The 19,374-nt window shown below is 60.3% G+C and carries 18 protein-coding genes and 1 pseudogene; 2 read left to right on the top strand and 17 right to left on the bottom strand.

Features of this window, described 5'->3' with window-relative positions; genetic code table 11:
* Positions 1-5: 5 nt before the first annotated feature.
* Both HMPREF0372_RS15465 and HMPREF0372_RS15460 read right to left on the bottom strand, forming a co-directional pair.
* A complete protein-coding gene (locus HMPREF0372_RS15465; protein ID WP_039997769.1) occupies positions 6-1,403 on the bottom strand; it encodes a YfcC family protein in 1,398 nt (465 codons plus the stop codon).
* Positions 1,404-1,620: 217 nt separating this feature from the next.
* The gene (locus HMPREF0372_RS15460; RefSeq protein ID WP_007494505.1) at positions 1,621-2,991 is read right to left on the bottom strand and encodes a sigma-54 interaction domain-containing protein; all 1,371 of its coding nucleotides are present in this window, start codon (positions 2,989-2,991) and stop codon (positions 1,621-1,623) included.
* 216 nt (positions 2,992-3,207) lie between these two features.
* Between HMPREF0372_RS15460 and HMPREF0372_RS15455 the strand changes: the two genes are divergently transcribed.
* Both HMPREF0372_RS15455 and HMPREF0372_RS15450 read left to right on the top strand, forming a co-directional pair.
* A complete protein-coding gene (locus HMPREF0372_RS15455; RefSeq protein WP_007494504.1) occupies positions 3,208-4,053 on the top strand; it encodes a tyrosine-type recombinase/integrase in 846 nt (281 codons plus the stop codon).
* 351 nt (positions 4,054-4,404) lie between these two features.
* Positions 4,405-8,226, top strand: coding sequence for an S-layer homology domain-containing protein (locus HMPREF0372_RS15450; protein ID WP_007494500.1), 3,822 nt, complete (start codon positions 4,405-4,407; stop codon positions 8,224-8,226).
* A gap of 143 nt (positions 8,227-8,369) precedes the next feature.
* Here the strand turns inward: HMPREF0372_RS15450 and HMPREF0372_RS15445 are convergent, their stop codons facing one another.
* The 15 genes and pseudogenes from HMPREF0372_RS15445 to pduL form a co-directional block, all read right to left on the bottom strand.
* Positions 8,370-9,287, bottom strand: coding sequence for a CorA family divalent cation transporter (locus HMPREF0372_RS15445; protein ID WP_007494498.1), 918 nt, complete (start codon positions 9,285-9,287; stop codon positions 8,370-8,372).
* Between the two features lie 97 nt (positions 9,288-9,384).
* The gene (locus HMPREF0372_RS15440; RefSeq protein WP_007494496.1) at positions 9,385-9,924 is read right to left on the bottom strand and encodes a EutP/PduV family microcompartment system protein; all 540 of its coding nucleotides are present in this window, start codon (positions 9,922-9,924) and stop codon (positions 9,385-9,387) included.
* Complete coding sequence (locus HMPREF0372_RS15435; protein ID WP_007494494.1) at positions 9,921-10,301, bottom strand: BMC domain-containing protein; 381 nt, start codon at positions 10,299-10,301, stop codon at positions 9,921-9,923. Before HMPREF0372_RS15435 ends, HMPREF0372_RS15440 begins: the two co-directional genes overlap by 4 nt.
* Position 10,302: 1 nt before the next feature.
* Complete coding sequence (locus HMPREF0372_RS21225) at positions 10,303-10,545, bottom strand: glutaredoxin family protein (RefSeq protein ID WP_319638395.1); 243 nt, start codon at positions 10,543-10,545, stop codon at positions 10,303-10,305.
* A 51-nt stretch (positions 10,546-10,596) separates the two neighbouring features.
* Positions 10,597-11,115: pseudogene (locus tag HMPREF0372_RS21220) on the bottom strand (peroxiredoxin); the annotation flags it as partial.
* A 28-nt stretch (positions 11,116-11,143) separates the two neighbouring features.
* The gene (locus tag HMPREF0372_RS15425; RefSeq protein WP_009256657.1) at positions 11,144-11,416 is read right to left on the bottom strand and encodes a hypothetical protein; all 273 of its coding nucleotides are present in this window, start codon (positions 11,414-11,416) and stop codon (positions 11,144-11,146) included.
* 38 nt (positions 11,417-11,454) lie between these two features.
* Positions 11,455-12,006: a BMC domain-containing protein gene (locus HMPREF0372_RS15420; protein ID WP_007494489.1), complete on the bottom strand. Its 552-nt coding sequence runs from the start codon at positions 12,004-12,006 to the stop codon at positions 11,455-11,457.
* 35 nt (positions 12,007-12,041) lie between these two features.
* A complete protein-coding gene (locus HMPREF0372_RS15415) occupies positions 12,042-12,956 on the bottom strand; it encodes a hypothetical protein (protein WP_007494488.1) in 915 nt (304 codons plus the stop codon).
* A gap of 21 nt (positions 12,957-12,977) precedes the next feature.
* A complete protein-coding gene (locus tag HMPREF0372_RS15410) occupies positions 12,978-14,303 on the bottom strand; it encodes an SLBB domain-containing protein (protein WP_007494486.1) in 1,326 nt (441 codons plus the stop codon).
* Between the two features lie 18 nt (positions 14,304-14,321).
* Entirely contained in the window at positions 14,322-15,737 is a 1,416-nt protein-coding gene (locus HMPREF0372_RS15405) for an aldehyde dehydrogenase family protein (RefSeq protein WP_007494484.1), read from the bottom strand.
* A gap of 13 nt (positions 15,738-15,750) precedes the next feature.
* Positions 15,751-16,734, bottom strand: coding sequence for a cob(I)yrinic acid a,c-diamide adenosyltransferase (locus HMPREF0372_RS15400; protein ID WP_007494482.1), 984 nt, complete (start codon positions 16,732-16,734; stop codon positions 15,751-15,753).
* The gene (locus tag HMPREF0372_RS15395) at positions 16,734-17,000 is read right to left on the bottom strand and encodes a EutN/CcmL family microcompartment protein (RefSeq protein WP_007494480.1); all 267 of its coding nucleotides are present in this window, start codon (positions 16,998-17,000) and stop codon (positions 16,734-16,736) included. Before HMPREF0372_RS15395 ends, HMPREF0372_RS15400 begins: the two co-directional genes overlap by 1 nt.
* A gap of 13 nt (positions 17,001-17,013) precedes the next feature.
* The gene (locus HMPREF0372_RS15390; RefSeq protein WP_148341429.1) at positions 17,014-17,838 is read right to left on the bottom strand and encodes a hypothetical protein; all 825 of its coding nucleotides are present in this window, start codon (positions 17,836-17,838) and stop codon (positions 17,014-17,016) included.
* 15 nt (positions 17,839-17,853) lie between these two features.
* The gene (gene eutJ, locus HMPREF0372_RS15385) at positions 17,854-18,681 is read right to left on the bottom strand and encodes an ethanolamine utilization protein EutJ (protein WP_080568055.1); all 828 of its coding nucleotides are present in this window, start codon (positions 18,679-18,681) and stop codon (positions 17,854-17,856) included.
* 23 nt (positions 18,682-18,704) lie between these two features.
* A complete protein-coding gene (gene pduL / locus HMPREF0372_RS15380) occupies positions 18,705-19,364 on the bottom strand; it encodes a phosphate propanoyltransferase (protein ID WP_007494474.1) in 660 nt (219 codons plus the stop codon).
* Positions 19,365-19,374 lie beyond the last annotated feature (10 nt).

The raw sequence follows: 19,374 nt of genomic DNA, 5'->3' as shown, positions 1-19,374 counted from the left end.
TCTGCTCACATTGGCCCGAGGCGGATGGCGTTGGCGATCAGCACCAGCACCGCGCCCGCCGCGAACTGGAGGCCCAGCAGGGGAATAAACCACTTGGCCCACTTGCCGTAGGGAACCTTTGCCATGGTCAGGGCCACCATGAAGGTGCCCGAGGTGGGCACCAGGATGTTGGACAGGCCATTGCCGATCTGGAAGATGATGCAGGTGGTCTGTCGGGTAATGTCGGCCATGTCGCCCATGGGGAGCAGGATGGGCAGAGAGGTGGCCGCCTGCCCACTGGCCGAGGGAATCAGGAGGTTAAGGAAGTTTTGGAATACGTACATACCCAGCACCGTCAGAGAGGAGGGCAGCGAGGTCAGCAGGCCGGAGGCGCCGTACAGGATGGTGTGGAGAATGTTGCCGCCCTCCAGCACGATGAGGATGCCGCGGGCAAAGCCCACCGCCAGCGCGCCGGCCGCGAAGTCGGCCACGCCGCGGCTGAACAGGCGGCCAAAGCCGTCGAAGCCCACCCGGGCCACAAAGCCCACGACGATGCCCATGCCCAGGAACAGGGCAGAAAGCTCGTTGATATACCAGCCCCACTTGAGCACGCCCACGATCAGCAGGGCGAAGGTGGCGCCCATGACCAGCAGGACCAGCTTCCGGGTGCCCGTCAGCTCCGGAAGATCGTTCAGATCCACCTTCTCCTCCCGCTGGCGGTCGAACTCGTACATCAGGCTGCGGGTCGGGTCCCGCTTGATGCGCTGGGCATACAAATAGATATACACCGCCGCGATGGTCAGCATGACCACCAGGATGATGAGGCGGTACCACATGGCCGAGTACATGGGCAGACCCGCGATGCTCTGGGAAACCCCCACGTTGGCGGCCTGGACAAAGGAGCCTGCGTAGCCGCTGGAGCTGCCCACGATGGCCACCGCCAGGCCGGTGATGGAGTCGTAGCCCATAGCGATGCAGATGGGTACCAGGAAGGGGATGAAGACCAGGCACTCCTCAAACATGCCAAAGGAGCCGGCGCCGAAGCCCACCACAAAGATCATGATGGGGATCAGCAGCTCCTGCCGTTTGGAGGTTTTCTTGATGATGCGTCCGATGCCCGCCTCAATGGCCTTGGTCTCCGCCACAACTCCGAAGGCGCCGCCAATGATGAAGATAAAGGCGGAAATATAAGCGGTTTCGATCAGGCCCTCCTGTACGGCCATCAAAGCCTTCATCGGGGTCACCGGGGTCTGCTCGATGCGGTGGTAGCTGCCGTCCACCAGCATCTCCACGCCGTTCTCATCCACGTAGGTTTCGTACTGGCCCGCAGGAATCACATAGGTCAGAATGGTACATACCGCGATGATGAGCAGGAGCAGCGTGAACATGTGGGGGATACGGATACCTTTTTTCTTTGGTGCCATCTTTAACCCTCTCCTAACTTCAGATATGTGGTCCACGCATAACCACTGCCCCTAGAATAAGCAAGCCGGATGCCAGCTTGTCAAAAGAGGCAAACATAGTTAGAACTGCCTGCGCTGCCAGGGGTTGCGCAGAACGCGGCCGCCTCGCGGGACAGGCCCGGCAAAAAGAAAGCAAGAATTTTTGCGCAAAATGCAAAAATTCTTGCTTTCTACAGTCCTATCCGTTGAGATGGTACTTCATCATCTTGTATTGAAGTGCCTGCCGGGTCAGCCTCAGCTTCTCCGCGGCCTCCGTAACCGTCCGGCTCTGCTCCAGCGCACGGACAATCAACCCCTTCTCGTAGCGGCGGACCGCCTCCTGAAGCCCCATATGTTCCGGCATAGGCCACGGCTCCTGCCTCTCCCCCGCCTCCTCCTCGTGGTAAAAGATATAGCGGGGAATATCATTGAGCTGTACCGTGGCCCCGGTACAGAGGTTGAACGCCGACTCCACCGCATTGCGCAGCTCCCGTACATTGCCCGGCCAGTCATAGGCCAGCAGGGCATTGCGCACCAGCTCGCTCACGCCGGAGATCGCCCGCCCCATGTTCCGGTTGTACTGCTCCACATAGAAATCGGTGAGCAGCGGAATGTCCTCCGGCCGCTTCCGCAGGGGTGGCAGCGCCAACTGCACCACACCCAGCCGGTAGAACAGGTCACGCCGCAGCAGCCCCTCCCGTACTGCGGTGATAGGATCCACATTCATGGCGGAGACAATACGCACATCGCTGTGCACATCCTGTTCCCCGCCCACAGGGCGGAACCGCTTCTCCTCAATCGCCTTGAGAATCTTGGCCTGGAGGGACAGATCCATGGAGTTCACTTCGTCCAAGAACAGAGTGCCTCCATCAGCCTGTTTCAGCAGTCCCTTCCGGTTTTCCGCCCCGGTATAGCTCCCACGCGTAGTGCCGAACAGGGTGCTCTCCAGCAAGGTGGTTGGGATGGCCGCGCAGTTTTGCGCCACAAACGGCCCCCTGGCCCTGGAGCTGTGGCTATGGAGTGACTGGGCAAAGAGTTCCTTCCCCGTGCCGGTCTCTCCCCAAATGAGCACGGGAGAGGTGTTGGCCGCCACCCGCTGAACGGTATCCTTGAGCGTCAGCATCTCCGGGTTTTGGGTAATGATGTCGTCCAGCCGGAACAGCCCCTTGTGCGGATTGGCCAGCCAGTGGTTTTTCCCATCCAACTGAGCGTCCTTGTGGTAGAAAACCGAGGTCTCCATCGTCCCAATCAGCTCGCCGCTGTACTCCAGCGGAAAGGTGGAGCTGACCAAGATGGTCCGCCGGCCATAAAAGTCCGTCAATTCCTGCTTTTCATTGAGCACCGGCGCCCCCGTCCGCATGACCCGGAAGTGGCTGGAGGTCTCCTCGGTCAGTTGCGGATAGGCTTCGAGGATATTCTTCCCGATAAAGCCCTCGTCGGCCAGCCCGTTTTCCTGCTCGGAGAACATGGCGGAGTATTCGATGGTCCCATGCCGGTCTGCGATCAGAATCGCATCCACACCATCGTGCAGTCTGGACATGTAGTTGAGCCATTTCCCTATCACAGGCATCACCTCGCCGGAAATCACGCGCCAGCCTGCTCTCCTCGGGAGCGCTCCGCCGGCACACCTGTTTTTTCTATTTTACAACTATACCATAAAATGTTCCGGCACACAATTCCCGCGGCAGCGGCCCCCCCTTCTCCCGAACCCGCCTCCGCCGCTTCATATCATCCCGCGTAGTTGGGTAAAATAAAAAATATTTGATTCAATGGGGGGCAGAACCATATGGAACTGCGAAGCATTACCGTGGAAACGCTGGCTGCATTCGCCCAGGCGCTCCGGGCAGAGGAGCGCTGCACAGAGACCATCAAACAGTACACGCGGTCGGTGCGTCAGTTTGCCGCCTGGCTGGCGCCGGAGACCGTGGCCGCCGGTTCGGCGGGCGGCTGGAAGGCCGAGCTGCTGCGCCGGGGCCTCTCCCCTGCCACAGTTAACAGCAAGCTGGCCGGGCTGAACCGTTTTTTTCGTTTCCTGGGCTGGATGGACTGCACGGTCAAACCACTGCGGCTCCAGCGGCGGCTTTTTCGCCCCCCCGACCGGGAGCTGAGCCGGGCCGAGTACGGCCGCCTGCTCTCCGCCGCCCGGGGACTGGGCCGGGAGCGTCTGGGCCTGCTCATGGAGGCCATCTGCTCCACCGGAATCCGGGTGAGTGAGGTGAAATACCTGACCATGGAGGCCGCCCGCCGCGGCCGGGCGGAGGTGTCGCTGAAGGGGAAAATCCGCACGATCCTGATCCCCGGTAAGCTGTGCCGCAAGCTGCTGCAATACGGGCGGGCACAAAAAATCGCCTCCGGCGAGATCTTTCTCACTAGAAGCGGCAGAGGCATATCCAGAAAGCAGGTGTGGGCGGAGATGAAAGCGGTGTGCCGGAAGGCCGGAGTGGCAGACAGCAAGGTGTTTCCCCATAACCTGCGCCACCTGTTTGCCAGAGCCTTCTACCAGGCCAGCCGGGATGTGGTCAAGCTGGCCGATGTACTGGGCCACTCCTCCATCGAGACCACCCGGATCTACCTGCTCTCCACCGGCGCGGAGCACGCCCGCCAGCTTGCCCGTCTGGGGCTGATATCATAGCGGCAAAATAAATCTTTTGTCCTATATACGGCTTGAAAAGCAAATGTTCAGTACATAGAACGGTATTCATTTTACCACATCTTTTGCTCTCTTTCAAGAAGTGCAGCCTGTTTTGGACATGGAAAAGCAGACCGGGGCAAGCAATTATGCTTCACCGGCCCATCTTCTGCGCCCATTTTTAGCCCCGTGCCTCGGCACGGGGCTTTTTTTATCGCCCTTTATGCCGCATCCTGCCGGAACACACAGGTGAACCTAGGACAAAAGATTTATTTTGCCATACAAAGCGAGGTGATTGCAGCAGGTCTTTTTGAACAATAGAGTCCCAGCATATTTGAAAAAAGGAGGATAAGTATGCGAAGAATTTTGAAGCGATTCACGGGTTTGTTCTGTGTGCTGGCCCTGTGCCTGTCCCTGCTGCCGGTTTCCGCGCTGGCGACAGAGCTACCCGTGGACCAGACGGCGGAGGAAACGGAGACCACCACCCAGCCCCCGGAGGACGCGGACACGCCGGAACCGGAGGAGGAGGTCTCCACCTCCGCCGAGGGTACTGTGGCACAGATCGGGGCTACGTCCTATGCCACACTGGACGAGGCGGTGAACGTAGCGGAGGACGGTGCAACCATCGAACTTCTGGCCGATGCCACCAGTGAGGGTATGTTCTTGAGCAAGAAATTAGTAATCCAGGCCGCAAATGGGCTCAATAAAAAGCCTACTATTACATTTATAAAGAACGGTATTGCGATGGGGTATGGTGCCGCAGGTGCTCCCTTGACCTTTAAAGATGTCAATATTGTGATGACTGGTATCGGTTCTACCCCGGCTACTGGCGAGTGGAACTGGATGACCATCTGTGCTGGTAACGGCGCAAAAATTACTCTGGATAATGTCAAGATGACCATGGACGGTACCGGGGTGTCCAAAGACAATACCCAAGCTATTTACTTTTGCGGCGGCAATGAGTTAAATATTTTGAATGGTTCTAACCTAACCATTCAAAATTATCCCCATAACGCTTTGTCTTGGAACGAAGGAAATGAATGTATTACCAATATAGTTGACTCTACCTTTGTTTCCGACGGAAACCGTTCCGGGTTTACTGGTACCTTTGATGTCAACATAACAAATTCCAAGGTCAAAGTTATCAACAGCCGTGGAAACGGCTCTAACGGATCTCATTTTATAATTAAAAATTCTGACGTTGATTTCAACAACAACGGTTCCCATGGCCTTTCTGCCGGTGAACTGAGTATCGATAACTCCACCGTTAACACAAAAAATAACAACGGTATGGGGATTACCGTAAACAACGCCTTTACCGTCGAGAACGGTTCCATTGTTACTGTGACCGGAAACGCCGGGAATTCCAGCTATGGTTATGCCGCTGTACGGCTCTACAACAACTATCCATTCACAGTGGACAGTACCAGCGAGCTTTATATTGAGGATAACAACAACACCGGACTGTATGTGCGGCAAGGCAATCTGACGGTAGAGGACGGGGCTGTCCTCAAGATCACCGGCAACAAGGTTTCGCACAGCCTGCTGGATGGCTACGGCGGCGGAATTTATGTCGGCTATGGCGATAACTATGACCCGGCTGTAATTCTGCCCGCCGATGCCATAATCTGCAACAATCATGCACTTGTTGCAGGCGATGATATCTATGTTTCCGAAGGTGTCAGCGGGCCCTCTCTCACCTTCGGAAAAGTGGGCTCCGGCTGGACCCTTGACGGAGGGGAGGGAGACTGCATCGACGCCATAGACGGCTGGTACGACGACAGCGAGGGCGCCCGCTGGGAGGCGCATGAGGAGCCCTATCACGCGGTGGAGTTCACGGATTTTGAGCCGCTGACCGGGTTTGCCTCTGCAACCGGACTTACGGCGCTGAAAGCAGCCCATGGCCTGAGCCCTCTGGAGCCCGGCGAAGAAACCGGATGGGACACCTCCAAATCCAAGACCGCAACCAATCTGGACAGCAATTTTGAGTCCGACGTGACCCTGTCCCTGCCCGCGGCAGAGGAACAGCTCGTTACAGATGTGGTCTTTGTATTGGACAAATCTACGAGTGCAACGGTTGAGGCCAAGTCTCTGGAGATGCTTCGTTCCCTAAAGGATCAGCTTGAGAACACTGGCGCGAAGATCAATGTCGGTGTAGTTATTTTTAATGCGGTTGCCAATGTCGCCAATAATGGTGAATTCTTTGATCTGGCTACCGAATATGCGGACATTGAAGCCGCGATCCAGCAGACACTAAAGAGTGGAACCAATATGCACGCCGGACTGCTGGCTGGCAAGGCAATGCTGGATGCAGATACAAGTGTTGATAGCTCTCGGAAATATTTAATCCTTGTCAGTGATGGTTTAACGTATTATTATTGCAAAGGCGGAAACTACGATCAGGCATACACAATTTCTTCCAGAAACGGTGGTGATACCGGAACGGGCGGAAGGAACGAGCAGCCAAATGATGGATTGTCCGCGTGGGAATGTAAGTATTCCTCTGATTATGTCCCGGAAAATTGGGCCAGCTACTTTGATGCAGTAAAAGGCGTATTGGATAGTGAATACACCAAATACGAATATTCTTTGAACGATCCGAATCGTCCAAAAACAAGTGATTTGGATTCTGAAGGCTCCATCCCTTATGTAAATAGGAACGGCTATCCAATCAACGTTGATCTGTCTCTCTACAATAGTAATGCGCTCTATCAGGAAATGAGCAAAGAGTACCATTGTTATGCGCTGAAAGCTGAGAGCGGTGTCGACAGTTATGGCTTTGGCATCAGTTTCATGGACTACCTGGCCGGCGGCGAAACCGTTGATTTTGCCGACATCCAGAACGACATCTACTACCTACTTGATAAAGGCAGCTATGTGGTGGATGAAATTGGCTCCGGCACCGACAACAAAAGCAACGGGTACGACTTTGATTTTGTCAACGACATAGACCGGCTGGCCCTGACCGTGGACGGAGAGGTTCTCGACAAGACCGAATTGATTGACCCTTCGTTCAATGATCCCTATATCACCAGCGCCTATGGCTTCGGCTTCAACGACGCGGCAAACGCGGACGAATCAGCCTATGACTTTGTGCTCAAATACTACGCCAAAGGCCAGGACGGTGCGTCCGACGAGTGCTTTGTGTGGGAGATCAACGTCCCGGTCTCCAACTTTGCCCCTGTTCAGTTGACCTACACCGTGAAGCTGACGAATCCCCAGACCGCCGAGGGGACTTACGGCCAGTACGATGCGGACGGCAGCGAGAACTACAGCGGCCTTTACACCAACAACAGCGCGACCCTGTACCCGGTGGACAGCAACAGCCGGCCCGGCCAGCCGGAGAACTTCCGCAGGCCAACCGTGTCCTACACCATTCAGACCAGCCGTCCCGACCCCGGCCGCCCCTCCCACCGCCCGGACCGCGACGACGAGCCTGAGTCTCTGAATACCGAGGACCACGTGGCCTATATCATCGGCTATACGGACGGCACTGTGCGGCCGGAGGGCGATATCGCCCGCAGCGAGGTGGCCACTATCTTTTTCCGTCTGCTCACCGACGAGGCCAGGGAGGCCTATTGGAGTCAGACCAATCCATACTCCGACGTGGCCTCCGGCGACTGGTACAACAACGCCATATCCACCTTGACCAGCATGGGTATTCTGGACGGCTATCCGGACGGCACCTTCCGCCCTACCGAACCCATCACACGGTCTGAGTTTACCAAAATTGCAGTGAGCTTTTTCGAGTTTACCGAAGGGGACTTCACATACGACGGCCGATTCTCCGATGTGGAGGGAACCGAGTGGTATGTGACCTTCCTGGCCGCAGCGGTGGAGTACGGACTAATTGAGGGCATGCCCGACGGCACCTTCCACCCGCTGGACAACATCACCCGGGCCGAGGCGTGCACCATCGTCAACCGCACCCTGGGCCGGGCCCCTCATGAAGCACACCTGCTGCCCCGCGGAGAGATGCTCACCTGGCCGGACAACAATACCTCCGCCTGGTACTACGCAGCCATGCAGGAAGCCACCAACTCCCATGACTATATCTGGACAGAAGGGGAAGACACGGAGGCGTGGACCGGCAGGCTGACGGAGCGCGATTGGGCCGCTCTTGAGCGAGTCTGGTCCGACGCCCATGATGCGCCCGGCGGCGAGGTGATGGGCTGAGGCCGCCGGAAAAACGGCGGCAATCCGGAACATCTGCTTCCTAGTGAAACCAAAATGGGCCGGAGAGGACATTCGTCCTCTCCGGCCCATTCCGGTCTTTGGCGGCACGGGTTCGGCACACCCTCTCTGTCACCGCTCCATATTCATTTTTCCCACTGATCCCGCTCCCGCTTCTCTTTCCTGTGGAATTTCGGCAGGGAGGGAAACGCCTGAAGCGGACCGCGCCCGGAGGGAAGCAGCGCATTGCCGCGGCGGCTGACATGGTAGACCGCCGTGGCCCCCACAGACAAGCCCGCAACCGACAGGCCGCCGATGATTCCCAGAAGTGGATTGGCGGCCAGCAGACTTCCGAACATGAAGTTGAGAACCACCCCCACCAGCGAGATGATGCTCAGCAGCCGGGCATTCCGGTTGATATTGTTATTGATGATGGAGGTATAGGTATCAAAGTCCTTGAGAACCGTGCTCTTGATGAGCTCATACCGCTCCTCCAGGAAGCGGAACTCCATCAGCACCTCGCCCTGAAGCACATAGCTGTTCTGCATCTGCATCGGATAGTAGCCCTTGTCGATCCGCGACAGGATCTCCTTCACCGCCAGCACCATATTCCCGCACTCGGTGTAGCGCCTGCGGAAATCCAGCAGACGATAGGTGCCGCTGTTGTCGATGCAGTTGTCCAGGGCGTCCTCCAACTGCTTCATCTCGCCTGTGCAGCCCTCAATGCGCAGGGAGAGATCCTGTATTTTGAACTGAAGCGCGTACATCAGCAGTTGTCCGATGTACTTGACTGGCTTCTCCTCCAGGAAGGCGCGAAACGCCCCCTGTGTGGACTCCTCAACGACCGCATTGCTCCCCACCTGCCTCACCCGCAGGGCCCCGGGCAGCATTTCATCGCCGTAGAGCAGCTCCAGCACGACCCGGTCCTCTCTTCCGGTCATACGGTCCTTGGTGACCAGCTCCTCCATCGGGGCAAAAAAGATACAGTAAGAGCTGCCCTCAATCCCCTGTTCCTCCCGGAACTGTCCCCGGTTCATCGCGGAAAAAAAGGTCAACGCTTCCATGGACAGCCCTCCTTCTGCAAATTGTATCGCCTAACGTATCATAACAGCAAAGCTCCCACCGCAGTCTCTCCCGCGGCAGGAGCACTCCTGTTTTTTCCTAAACTGTTTGCGGGTGTCCGCCGCCCTCTTCGGGCAGCCTCCCATATTTGTTCGAGAGAACCACCCGGGGACGCTCCGCCGCCTGTTCCGAATCCCAGGGCAGGATGTCTCCCGGCTCCCGGAGATAGTTGAGGATCTGCCAGATCCCCTCCCCGGTATAGGAGCTGACCCGAAAAATCGGGTGGCATCCCGCCAGCTCCAGCCAGCCCTGCGCCCGGTCCGGATCACCGTCCGGATGGTCAATCTGGGTCACAATGCCGATCACCGGGCGGTTGCAGCAGGCCGTCACACAGGGTGGGTAGAGCGAGTACGGCTCGGTGGAGCTCAGCAGCAGCCCCACCACGTCGGCCTCATAGGTATAGAGCGCCAGCGCCTTCGCCAGGCTGGCGTTTTCTGCATACTCCCCCGGCGTGTCAATCACCACATCATAATGGTTTATGTACTGTGTCTTGTGATAGTGGATCACATCGCCCTTCAGCGCCTGCGTGAGGGTGGTCTTTCCGCATTCGCTCCGGCCCATTAAAATAATTTTCTTCATGTCCTCGTAATTTCACAGATGGTAAACCCCAGGTGATTCTTCAGATAGGTCAGGATACTGGACACTGCGGCCTGTACGTTTGAAATGCGTCCGGTAAAAATGAGGGTTCCGCTGAAGCGGTCAATAAACCCCATCTCCACCTTGGAGGTCTTGGTCGCAATATCGCCCGCGATTACGGAAATTTCAGAGGGCGTCATGCTCAAAATTCCGATGGCGGCCTGCTGGTAGTCCACATTGGGATTGAGGCCCAGCTTCTGATAGATAATCTCATCCGGGCTTGCAATAATATGGGCCAGAGTGACCTGCTTGCCGGGCACCATCTCCTGAACAAGCCGCATCTTCCCCTCCTGCACGGTTCCAAAGTCCATTAAGTCCATCCTATTTCACCTCGTTTGCTCCGCTCAGGCCCAGCGCCGCCTTGATTCTGGGCATATTATAGCCTACAATCTCCTCCGCGCCGATCACCGTGACCGGCAGGCCCGTATAGCCGCGGCTCTCCATAAAGGCCTGCCCGGCCTTATCCTCCGCGAGGTTGATCTCCTCATAGGAGATCCCGCCCTGTCTCAAAAACTCCTTTACGCTGCGGCAGTAGCTGCAACCGGGCATCGTATAGATGCGCACGGGTGCCGTACCCGCCAGCACCGGAGCCTCGCGTTCCGATATGTCCGGGCGGAGGTTTTCCTCCCCGGCCTTCCAGCCAGCTGCGCACAGGCCGCCGGTTTTCAGCGCGGCCAATACCCGGAGCACCTCCTCCGGATTGCGGCCGATGTTGTTGTCGTGGATTACGCTGTAGCGCACTTTTTGCTCCGGGTCAATCAGGAACAGCCCACGCAGGGCCACCCCCTCCTCCTCCAGCAGCACCCCGTAATCGGCGCAGACCCGCAGAGTCTGATCCGCCGCCATGGGGTAACCCAGCCCGCCCAGGCCGTTGCGCTGCCAGGCCTGATGGGTGTAGACGCTGTCCGTGCTCACGCTGAGCAGCTCCGCTCCGGCCGCACGGAAGGCCTCCCGGTGCTCTGAGAAGGCTGTGAGCTCTGTGGGACAGACAAAGGTGAAGTCCATGGGGTAGAAGAACAGCACCAGCCATTTCCCGGCATAGTCCGGCAGCGCAACGCGCACAAAATGTTCTCCGTCCGCCGACAGCGCCTCCATGGAAAAATAGGGCGCCTGCTTTCCAATGAGTCGTTCCACAGAGCTCACAATCCTTTCTTACCAATTCTTATTTATCCGGCTTATAGAAGCACTGAGAGCAGTCGTCCTCCTTGGCCTCCTCCCGCTTCTGCCCGTCCTCGGGCTGGTAGAAGCACTGGGGACACTCCTCCTCCGGCCTTTCCTCCACTGCCTCCGGCTGGTAAAAGCACTGGGGGCACTCTTCCGGCTCACCGCTCCTGTCGGGGGCGTGGTACATACCCTGGGGCACGCGCTCCCCCTCCCCAGGCTTTTTGCGGTTGGGCGCTGGATAGTGGCAGTTGGGGCAATCCTGTGAAGCCATACTGATGGCCCTCCTTTCCGCGTCTGTTCCTGTTTCCCTTAGTTCGTCAGCTTGTCAATCAATCCCGGATGGGGCGATGCGATCACGCTGCTGCTTGTAATATCCCCAGTCTCCTCCAGTTGATTCATCGCGGCCTTAACCGCAGAGCGAACCGCGGAAACCTCGCCGGTGAGAATAACAAAGCCCTTGCCGCCCAGGCCGCGGGCAATGCGGATCTCCATCAGGCGGACGTTCGCCGCCTTGGCGGCATAGTCCCCCGCCTCAACGGCAGTCAAAGCCGTCATGGTCTCGATCACGCCGATGGAGGCGATGTGTCCCACCTCCGACGTGCCCACGATCGCCTCCGGGACGGAAGCGTGCACGTTGTTGATGGTGTGGTGCCCGACCAGATAGATGCCCGCTGTCTGGCGGCCGCTCTCCATGGCGCTCTTCACAGCGCCTACCGCGCCGCAGATGATAATGACATATTTACCCGGACAGGTGGGGGTCGCGGTCAGCAGCTCCACATTGGCGGCCTTCAGCACCGCATCGGCGGTTTCAATGCCGACGGGGATGCTTTTCAATTCCAGTAATCCGATGGACTTTCCCATAACTGGCCTCTTTTCCTATGGATTCCTCTGTTGGCTCAGGCATTGATCACGCTGCTGACAGCGTTGATCACAATCGTCAGGATAAAGATCGTGGTAGCAGGGGGGTCGATGTGGGTGTCGCAGTGGCTGTTCAAGCTCTTGCCCACCAGGTCGCCCAGCAGGGAGCCCAGGATGCCGAAGAGCACGCCCAGCAGAGCGCCCGCAGGGCCCCAGGCGGTGATGCCGGCCACGGCAGCCAGCCCGGAGGGCAGGAAAATGTGGTGAGTCGCGGGCGTGGCGAAGCCGGTCTGGGTGAAGATCAGCGTGATCGCCGCAAAGCCGAAGCACACGATCGGGAAGATGCTGAACGCAGCGGTAAACTCATTCTCGTACAGGAACGCGGCGATGAAGCTCACCACAATGCCGATGCCGCCGCCCAGTACCACGTTATAGACGAAGCCCTTCCCGGTGGCGAACCACTCGCGCTTTCCGGAGCCGGTGTACTTGCCGGTCAGGCCGGTCTTGCCGAAGGCCAGACGAGTGACAACCGCCAGAATGAAGACGGTGATGCCGGGCAGGTCGGTGGTGGCGGGGCCGGCGCTGCCGATGACGGGCAGCAGTCCGATGCAGTAGTGGATCAGGAAGCCCAGCACGCCGAAGATGCCGCCCACCAGGAGCACGTCGGGCTCACCCAGGCCGTTGAGGGAGAACAGGATGTCGGTGCCGGAGGCCAGCTTGCCCTTGCGGCCCGCATAGCCGGCGGCGGCCACGCCGCCGGCAAAGGCGATGTGGGGGCCGACAAAGGAACCAAAGGCGAGGTAGTTGACTGCAACATCGCCGCCCACGCCGGCAGCCGTCAGGACTCCGCCCACCAGGGCGTAGATACCAGTCATAATAAAGGCGGGAAGGGCGCCCATGTAAGCGCCGATAATGCCGCCGCCAAATGCGGCGATCAGAGCCAAGATATCCATAAATCAGTTCCTCTCCAATCTTTATTGTTGGATGGTAATCTCTCTCTCGGTCACCGCGGTCACCGTTCCCGCGATGCTCGCGTGAAGGTTTGCCCCCAGCTTTCCCTCTGGGGCCGCCGCAATCAGGGCTCCCTTCTCCACTCTGTCCCCTGCGCGCACCACAGGCTGGGCGGGTGCGCCCACCCCCTGGCTCAGCGGCAGGGTCACCATTTGATAGTCGCAGGAGCTGTCCTCCATCGGGGCGGGGACATCATAGCCGTCCAGCCCCAACTGGTGAATCAGCTTGTGAACCGGGTATCGCTTGTACTGCCGGAACGGCGCGGCCGCCTCCGGCTGGTTGTGCAGCGCATTGCGGACACCCTTCTTTCCCATCTCGCCCTTGAGCATCCCGTTCAGTTTCCAGGGCTGAAGCCCCATCACGCAGGCGTACTCGCACAGGCGGCAGCCGCAGCACAGGAAGGCGTTCATGGGGGTATACTCCGGGTCGCAGAGGGCGCCATAGGCGGCCAGGCGCATCATCTTGTGCGGCTGGATGCGGTGCCCCAGCAGGCCCCGCGGGCAGACCTCGGAGCACAGGGAGCACTGCATACAGGCCACCCGGGCATCCTGGAGCATCCGCGGCACGGGCCGGTTCAGGCTCTGGAGGAGGGAATGGCCCTCCGGGACTACGATGAGTCCCTTTGTGGTCTTGGTAATAGCGCTTCCGGTGCTCACCACACGCCCCATCATGGGCCCGCCGTTGATGACCTCATAGTGCTCCACGGTGGGGCCGCCCGCCAGGGCCAGCGCCTCCGCCACTGTGATGCCCAGGGGCACCTTCACGGTCTTGGGGGTGCGCACCGCACCGGTCAGCGTGACATACTTCTCAATCACCGGGGCCTGATGGCGGACGGCCGCCAGCACATTGAGGGCCGTCTCCACATTGCTGACCACCACGCCCACATTCAGGGGGATGCCCCCCTCCGGGACCACGCGTCCGGTCACCTCGTAGACGATCACCTGTTCGTCACCGGCGGGATAAAATGCGCCCATCCGGTGAATCCTCAGCCTGGGATGCCTGGACAGCTCCCGCTCCAGCGCCTCCACCGCCGCGTGGTAGTGCTCCTTGAGCGCCACCACGCCCTGGGACGCCCCGACCTGCTCCACGAGCAGATCGAGGGCGTCCAGCAGGTCGCCGGCCTGGAGGGCCATCAGCTGCTGATCCACCCGGAGCAGCGGTTCACACTCCGCTCCGTTGATGATGACGGTGTCCGCCTGGGCCTTGAGCTTCACATGGGTGGGAAATCCGGCGCCGCCGGCGCCCACCACACCGGCCTGTTCCACCAGGCCGAGCAGATTCTCTTGCATAATGGCCCAAACCTCCGTTTATCTGACGTCCATCCCTCCGACGAGCACGCATCTGCGGCGCCGGGCAAAGGATTTGGCCGAAGTCAGGCCCTCTCCGGTGGGACCGGCGATGGTAAACGTGGTATAGCCCTCGCCGCCTACGCCGATGCCGGCGTAAGAGGGGCCGTTTTTCACAAAAATCGTGGTCTGGATGAGCTTGGCCATCTTGGTCAGCTTCTCCACATTGCGGGAGTGCATCATGGCGGTGTGGCGGTTGCCGTGCTCCACCCGGACGGCCATCTCAATGGCCTGGTCCACGTCGGGAACCCGCACCAGAGGCAGGATGGGCATCATGAGCTCCACCTGCACGAAGGGGTGGTCCTCCTTGGCCTCCATGAGGATCACTTTCACGTCATCGCCCACGGTAATGCCGATCTTGTCCAGGATGTACTTGGCGCTCTTGCCCACAAACTCGGTCTTGGGGCTCTTGCCCTCCTTGGTCACCAGCTCCACCAGCTGGCTGATCACGGCGGGGTCCTTGACCTCGTAAGCACCGTTCTTCTTCATGTTGAAGATCAGGTAGTCGGCCACGGAGTCCACGGCGATGACTTCCTTCTCGGCGATGCAGGGCAGGTTGTTGTCAAAGGAGCAGCCGTCCACGATATCCTTGGCGGCCTTCTCGATGTCGGCGGTCTCGTCCACCACGACGGGGGGATTGCCGGCGCCGGCGCCGATGGCCTTCTTGCCGCTGGAGAGCACCGTTTTGACGATGGCGGGGCCGCCGGTAGCCACCAGCATGCGGATCTTGGGGTGGCTCATCATGGCGTTGGTGTTCTCAATCGAGGGGGCGGACACGGTGACCACCAGGTTGGCGGGCGCGCCTGCCTTGCAGAGGGCCTTGTTGATGAGCTGAATCAGGTGCAGGGACACCTTCTTGGCCCGGGGGTGGGGGCTGAACACCACCGCGTTCCCCGCCGCCAGCATGCCGATGGAGTTGCAGATGATGGTCTCCGTGGGGTTGGTGGTGGGGGTGATGGAGCCGATCACCCCGAAGGGCGAGTACTCCACCAGGGTCAGGCCGTCGTCGCCGCTCATGGCGTCGGTGGTCAGATCCTCGATGCCGGGCGTCTTGACCGCGGCCAGACGGTTCTTGATGAGCTTGTACTCATAGCCGCCCATGCCGGTCTCCTCCACGGCCAGGCGGGAGATGTACTCCAGATTCTCCTGGTCCAGCACCACGTCGCGGATGGCCTGGACATAGCAGGCCCGGTCGTGCATGGAGCGGTTCAGATACTCCCGCTGGGCCTCCACGGCCGCGTCCACCGCGTCGTTCATGCTCTCAAATACACCCCAGTCCCCGCCGGACGGGCAGGTCTGGGCGGAAGCGGTCTCCGTGCTCAGCTGGGATACAACCCGCTTCACAATGGATTCGACCACATTCTCGTCAATGTTCATTTGCTGTTCCTCCTTAGAGAGACATCGCGTACCGTGCGATGTCCATATCCTGTTCCACCGTACCGCCGGATACGCCGATGCCGCCCACGACTTTCCCGTTTACCACATAGGGGAAGCCGCCGCCGAACAGCACGATTTTTCCGGGAGCGGAAGCGTCAATGCCGTAGAGCGGGCCGTCCGGCCGGGCCGCCTGGCCCAGCTCATGGGTCGGCATCTGGAAGGCGTTGGCGGTATAGGCCTTTCCGGCCGAGACGTCCACGCTGCCCAGCAGCGCGCCCTCCATTCTCTGGAGCAGGACCAGATTGCCGCCGCTGTCCACCGCGGAGAACACCACCGGAACCCCGAGCTGTCCGGCCCGCTCCACGGCCCGCTGGGCCATCCTCTGGAGCGATGCCAGGCTAAAAGGGGGCAGGCCGCCCTCCGGGGCGGACAGCTGTTTCCGGACCAGCGCAGTCACCTGCGCCCTCAGGCGCTCCTCCTGCGTCAGATCCTCTTGAAGCCTGGCCAGCGCGTATACCGCGTCGGACAGGCGGTTGATGTAGCGGGCCAGCACCTCGCGTACCGGCTCGTGCTCCGCCAGGGCCACCACATGGCGCTCCGCCCGGCGGACAATGGTACGGGCCACATGGAGCGCCGCCGAGGCGGGGTCCACGCCCGGAATGACGAAGTGGGTCTGCTTCCCGGTGGTCTCGGTGCACTTGTCCACCACGCCCTCCAGAAAGGCCACGTCCTCCTCCGAGATCTTTCCCGTCAGCCCGGCCGCACCCTGCTCGTCGCTGGCCAGCTCCGCCCCCAGAGAGAACAGCCGGCCCTGGATGCGGTGGACCGTGGTGCGGATATATTCCCGGTCGGTCTGGGCATACGCCAGCCCCAGCATGGAGTTGGCCTCGTCAATGGTGCCGTAGCACTCCACCCGCAGGCTGGACTTGCTCACCCGGGAGCCGCCTACCAGGCTGGTCTGGCCCTTGTCTCCGGTTTTGGTGTAAAGATTCGCCATCAGCCCACCTCTACCGTATCCACAATGCCCACGATGGAGGTATCCACCGGGGCGTCACCCTTGCCGAACACATAGCGCGCGGAGCTGCCCTTGCAGACAATGACAATCTCGCCGGTGCCCGCTCCCACGGAGTCCACGGCCACCTCGCTGGTGCCTTCCCGCTCCAGGCGCTCCGTCAGCTTTTCCACAACCAGGAGCTTCATCCCCACCAGATGCTCGTTCTTGCTGGTGGAAACCACCGTCCCGATCACTCTTCCCAAATACATTTTGCCACCTGCTTTACGTCTCTTTTCGGATGCAGATGTCCCGGCGGCGCGCCTCATCGGCGGCCAGTTGGGTAATCAGGGTCTCCCGCGGCACCCACAGGGTGCTGTGGGGCGGACATCCCTGGACGTGGCGTCCGCTCAAAACCCGGCCCTCCAGCCGGATGCGGGCAGCCCCCTCCTGCTTCCGGGGCGCGGCCTCCGGCCTCGCAGCCGGTGCCGCCGTCCGGGCCTGTGCCCCGCCAACCGCCCGCAGCGCCTTGTCATAGAGGCCGCCGGAGGTGGTCAGGCGCGCGCCGAAGGAGCGCAAGGTCTCCAGATTGTTCCGAAGCGCCTGCTTCAGCGGCTCCGCCATATGGAAGCCGCGCTTCAGGCGCTCGGCGTGATCCGGGCAGCAGCCGTCGATGTTCACCACAACGTTCTTTCCCCGCATCAGGCCGTCCAGGATGACGGCCGACGCCGGTGTATCCGCCATGCAGGCGGCCACGTGGGCGGCGGTATGTACCGTCATGGCCGGAACCAAAATGGTGTCGTACCGGGCGGTCAGCGCCTCCGGAGTCTCCTCCGGAGCCTCCACCCACAGCTTCTCCGGCTCCAGAACGGAGCGGAGCCGTTCCACGTCCAGCAGGCCGGACGCCCCCCGGGAGAGGAGCACCCGGAACGTGAAGCCCTCTCCGCGCAGACGGCCCATGGCCTCCAGCGCGGCAGCCTCACCGATGTTGGAACCGGTGTAGACTACCAGCGCCTGCTTCTGCCGCGCCAGGAGCTTCTCCACAACGCGCTGGGCCAGGATCTGGACAAACGCCTCGTCCGCCATCCCGCGCAGTTGCTCCGTCGTCAACGGTCCTCACCTACTTTACAGCTTGCAGTTTACGGCAATCCCCAGGGGCGTCACCAGCAGCGGAGCCGCCGGCTTGACCACGGGGACACCCAGAAATTTCTCAAATACCGATTCAAATTGGGTGAAGCAGCACGCGCCGCCCACCACATAGACCGTCTCCACCGGGTACTCCCGGAGGTAGTTCCGGACAATGGACGCCATTTTCTCCACAACCGGCTTGATCACAGGAAACACATTGGCCTCCTGCGCCGGATCCCGCTTGGCCAATTCGGCCTCCTGGGTATTCCAGCCGTGGAAGCCAGCCAGCACCAGTGTCATGTGGGTGCCTCCTGTGGGCTCGTCGCCCGTGAAGATCACCTTTCCGTCCTTCAGGACGCTGATGCCTGTGGTGCCGCCGCCCACGTCCACCACCGCGCCGTCGGAAATACCCAGCACGGAGGAGGCCGCCGTGGGTTCATCCACGATGTTGGTCAGGCGGAAGCCCGCCGCCTCCACGACGTTTCCGATGGCCTTCACATTGCCCTCAAGGATGCCGGGCGGAATGGCGCAGGCTCCGGCGTCCAGCATGACGCCCAGGCGCTCCTCCAACTGTCCTTTCAGATGTGTGACCGCCCGAACCGCCCCCATATAGTCCACCACGATGCCATCCCGCACCACTGTGGAGGGATAAGAGGCCCCGGCCACCGGCCGGTTCTGCTCATCCACCACCGCCAGCACGATGTTGGCGGTGCCCAGATCCACCCCGGTACGCAGCGTGCCCTCCCAGGCATTGCAGCCGCCGGATTGAATCAGCCGCTCAAATTCCAGAAGGGTCTCATTGGCCTGCGTCAGCTCCTGGCCCACCTCTGCCCTGCCTCCTTCCCGGCTCAATCGTCAAGGAAAAAGGCCCGGTCGCCGTTTTTGACGCCCAGAGCATTGGCCTCTTCCACATCAATGTGCATTTCCAGCGCGTACTTGTCGGAGACGCGCACCAGCACATTGCAGAGGATCGCGCCCCGCAGGCCGTCGATCTCCGTTTGGATATACTGGCCATCCTTCACGCCGAAGCGCGCCGCGTCCTTCGGAGTCATGTGCACATGCCGCAGCGCCGCGATCACGCCGCTGTCCTTCTTTACACTCCCGCAGGGCCCGATGATCTCAATGCCCGGGGTATCCTTCAACTGACCGGACTCGCGCACGGGGGGCTTGACCCCCAGCGTGAAGCCGTCGGCGATGGAGATCTCTACCTGCGTCTGAGCGCGCAGGGGCCCCAGCACGCGCACGCGGCTGAGCTCCCCTTTGGGCCCGCGGATGGTGACGGTCTCCTCCGAGGCGTACTGCCCCGGCTGGCCGAGCATTTTTTTGACCGTCAGCTCGCTGCCCGGACCAAACAGGGCGTCCATGTCCGCCCGGTCCAGATGGACATGGCGGTTGGAGACCCCAATGGGGGTGGAGCGCTCCAGCCGCTGCTGCTTCTGGAGCTCCTCCACCACCATGCGGGTGATCTGGCGGACAATCTCTGCTGAAACCACGTTGTTCTTGTCCATGCCTCAAGCC

It is taken from the genome of Flavonifractor plautii ATCC 29863 (assembly GCF_000239295.1).
Lineage (GTDB): Bacteria > Bacillota > Clostridia > Oscillospirales > Oscillospiraceae > Flavonifractor > Flavonifractor plautii.
This window is presented reverse-complemented; position numbering and strand designations above follow the sequence as displayed.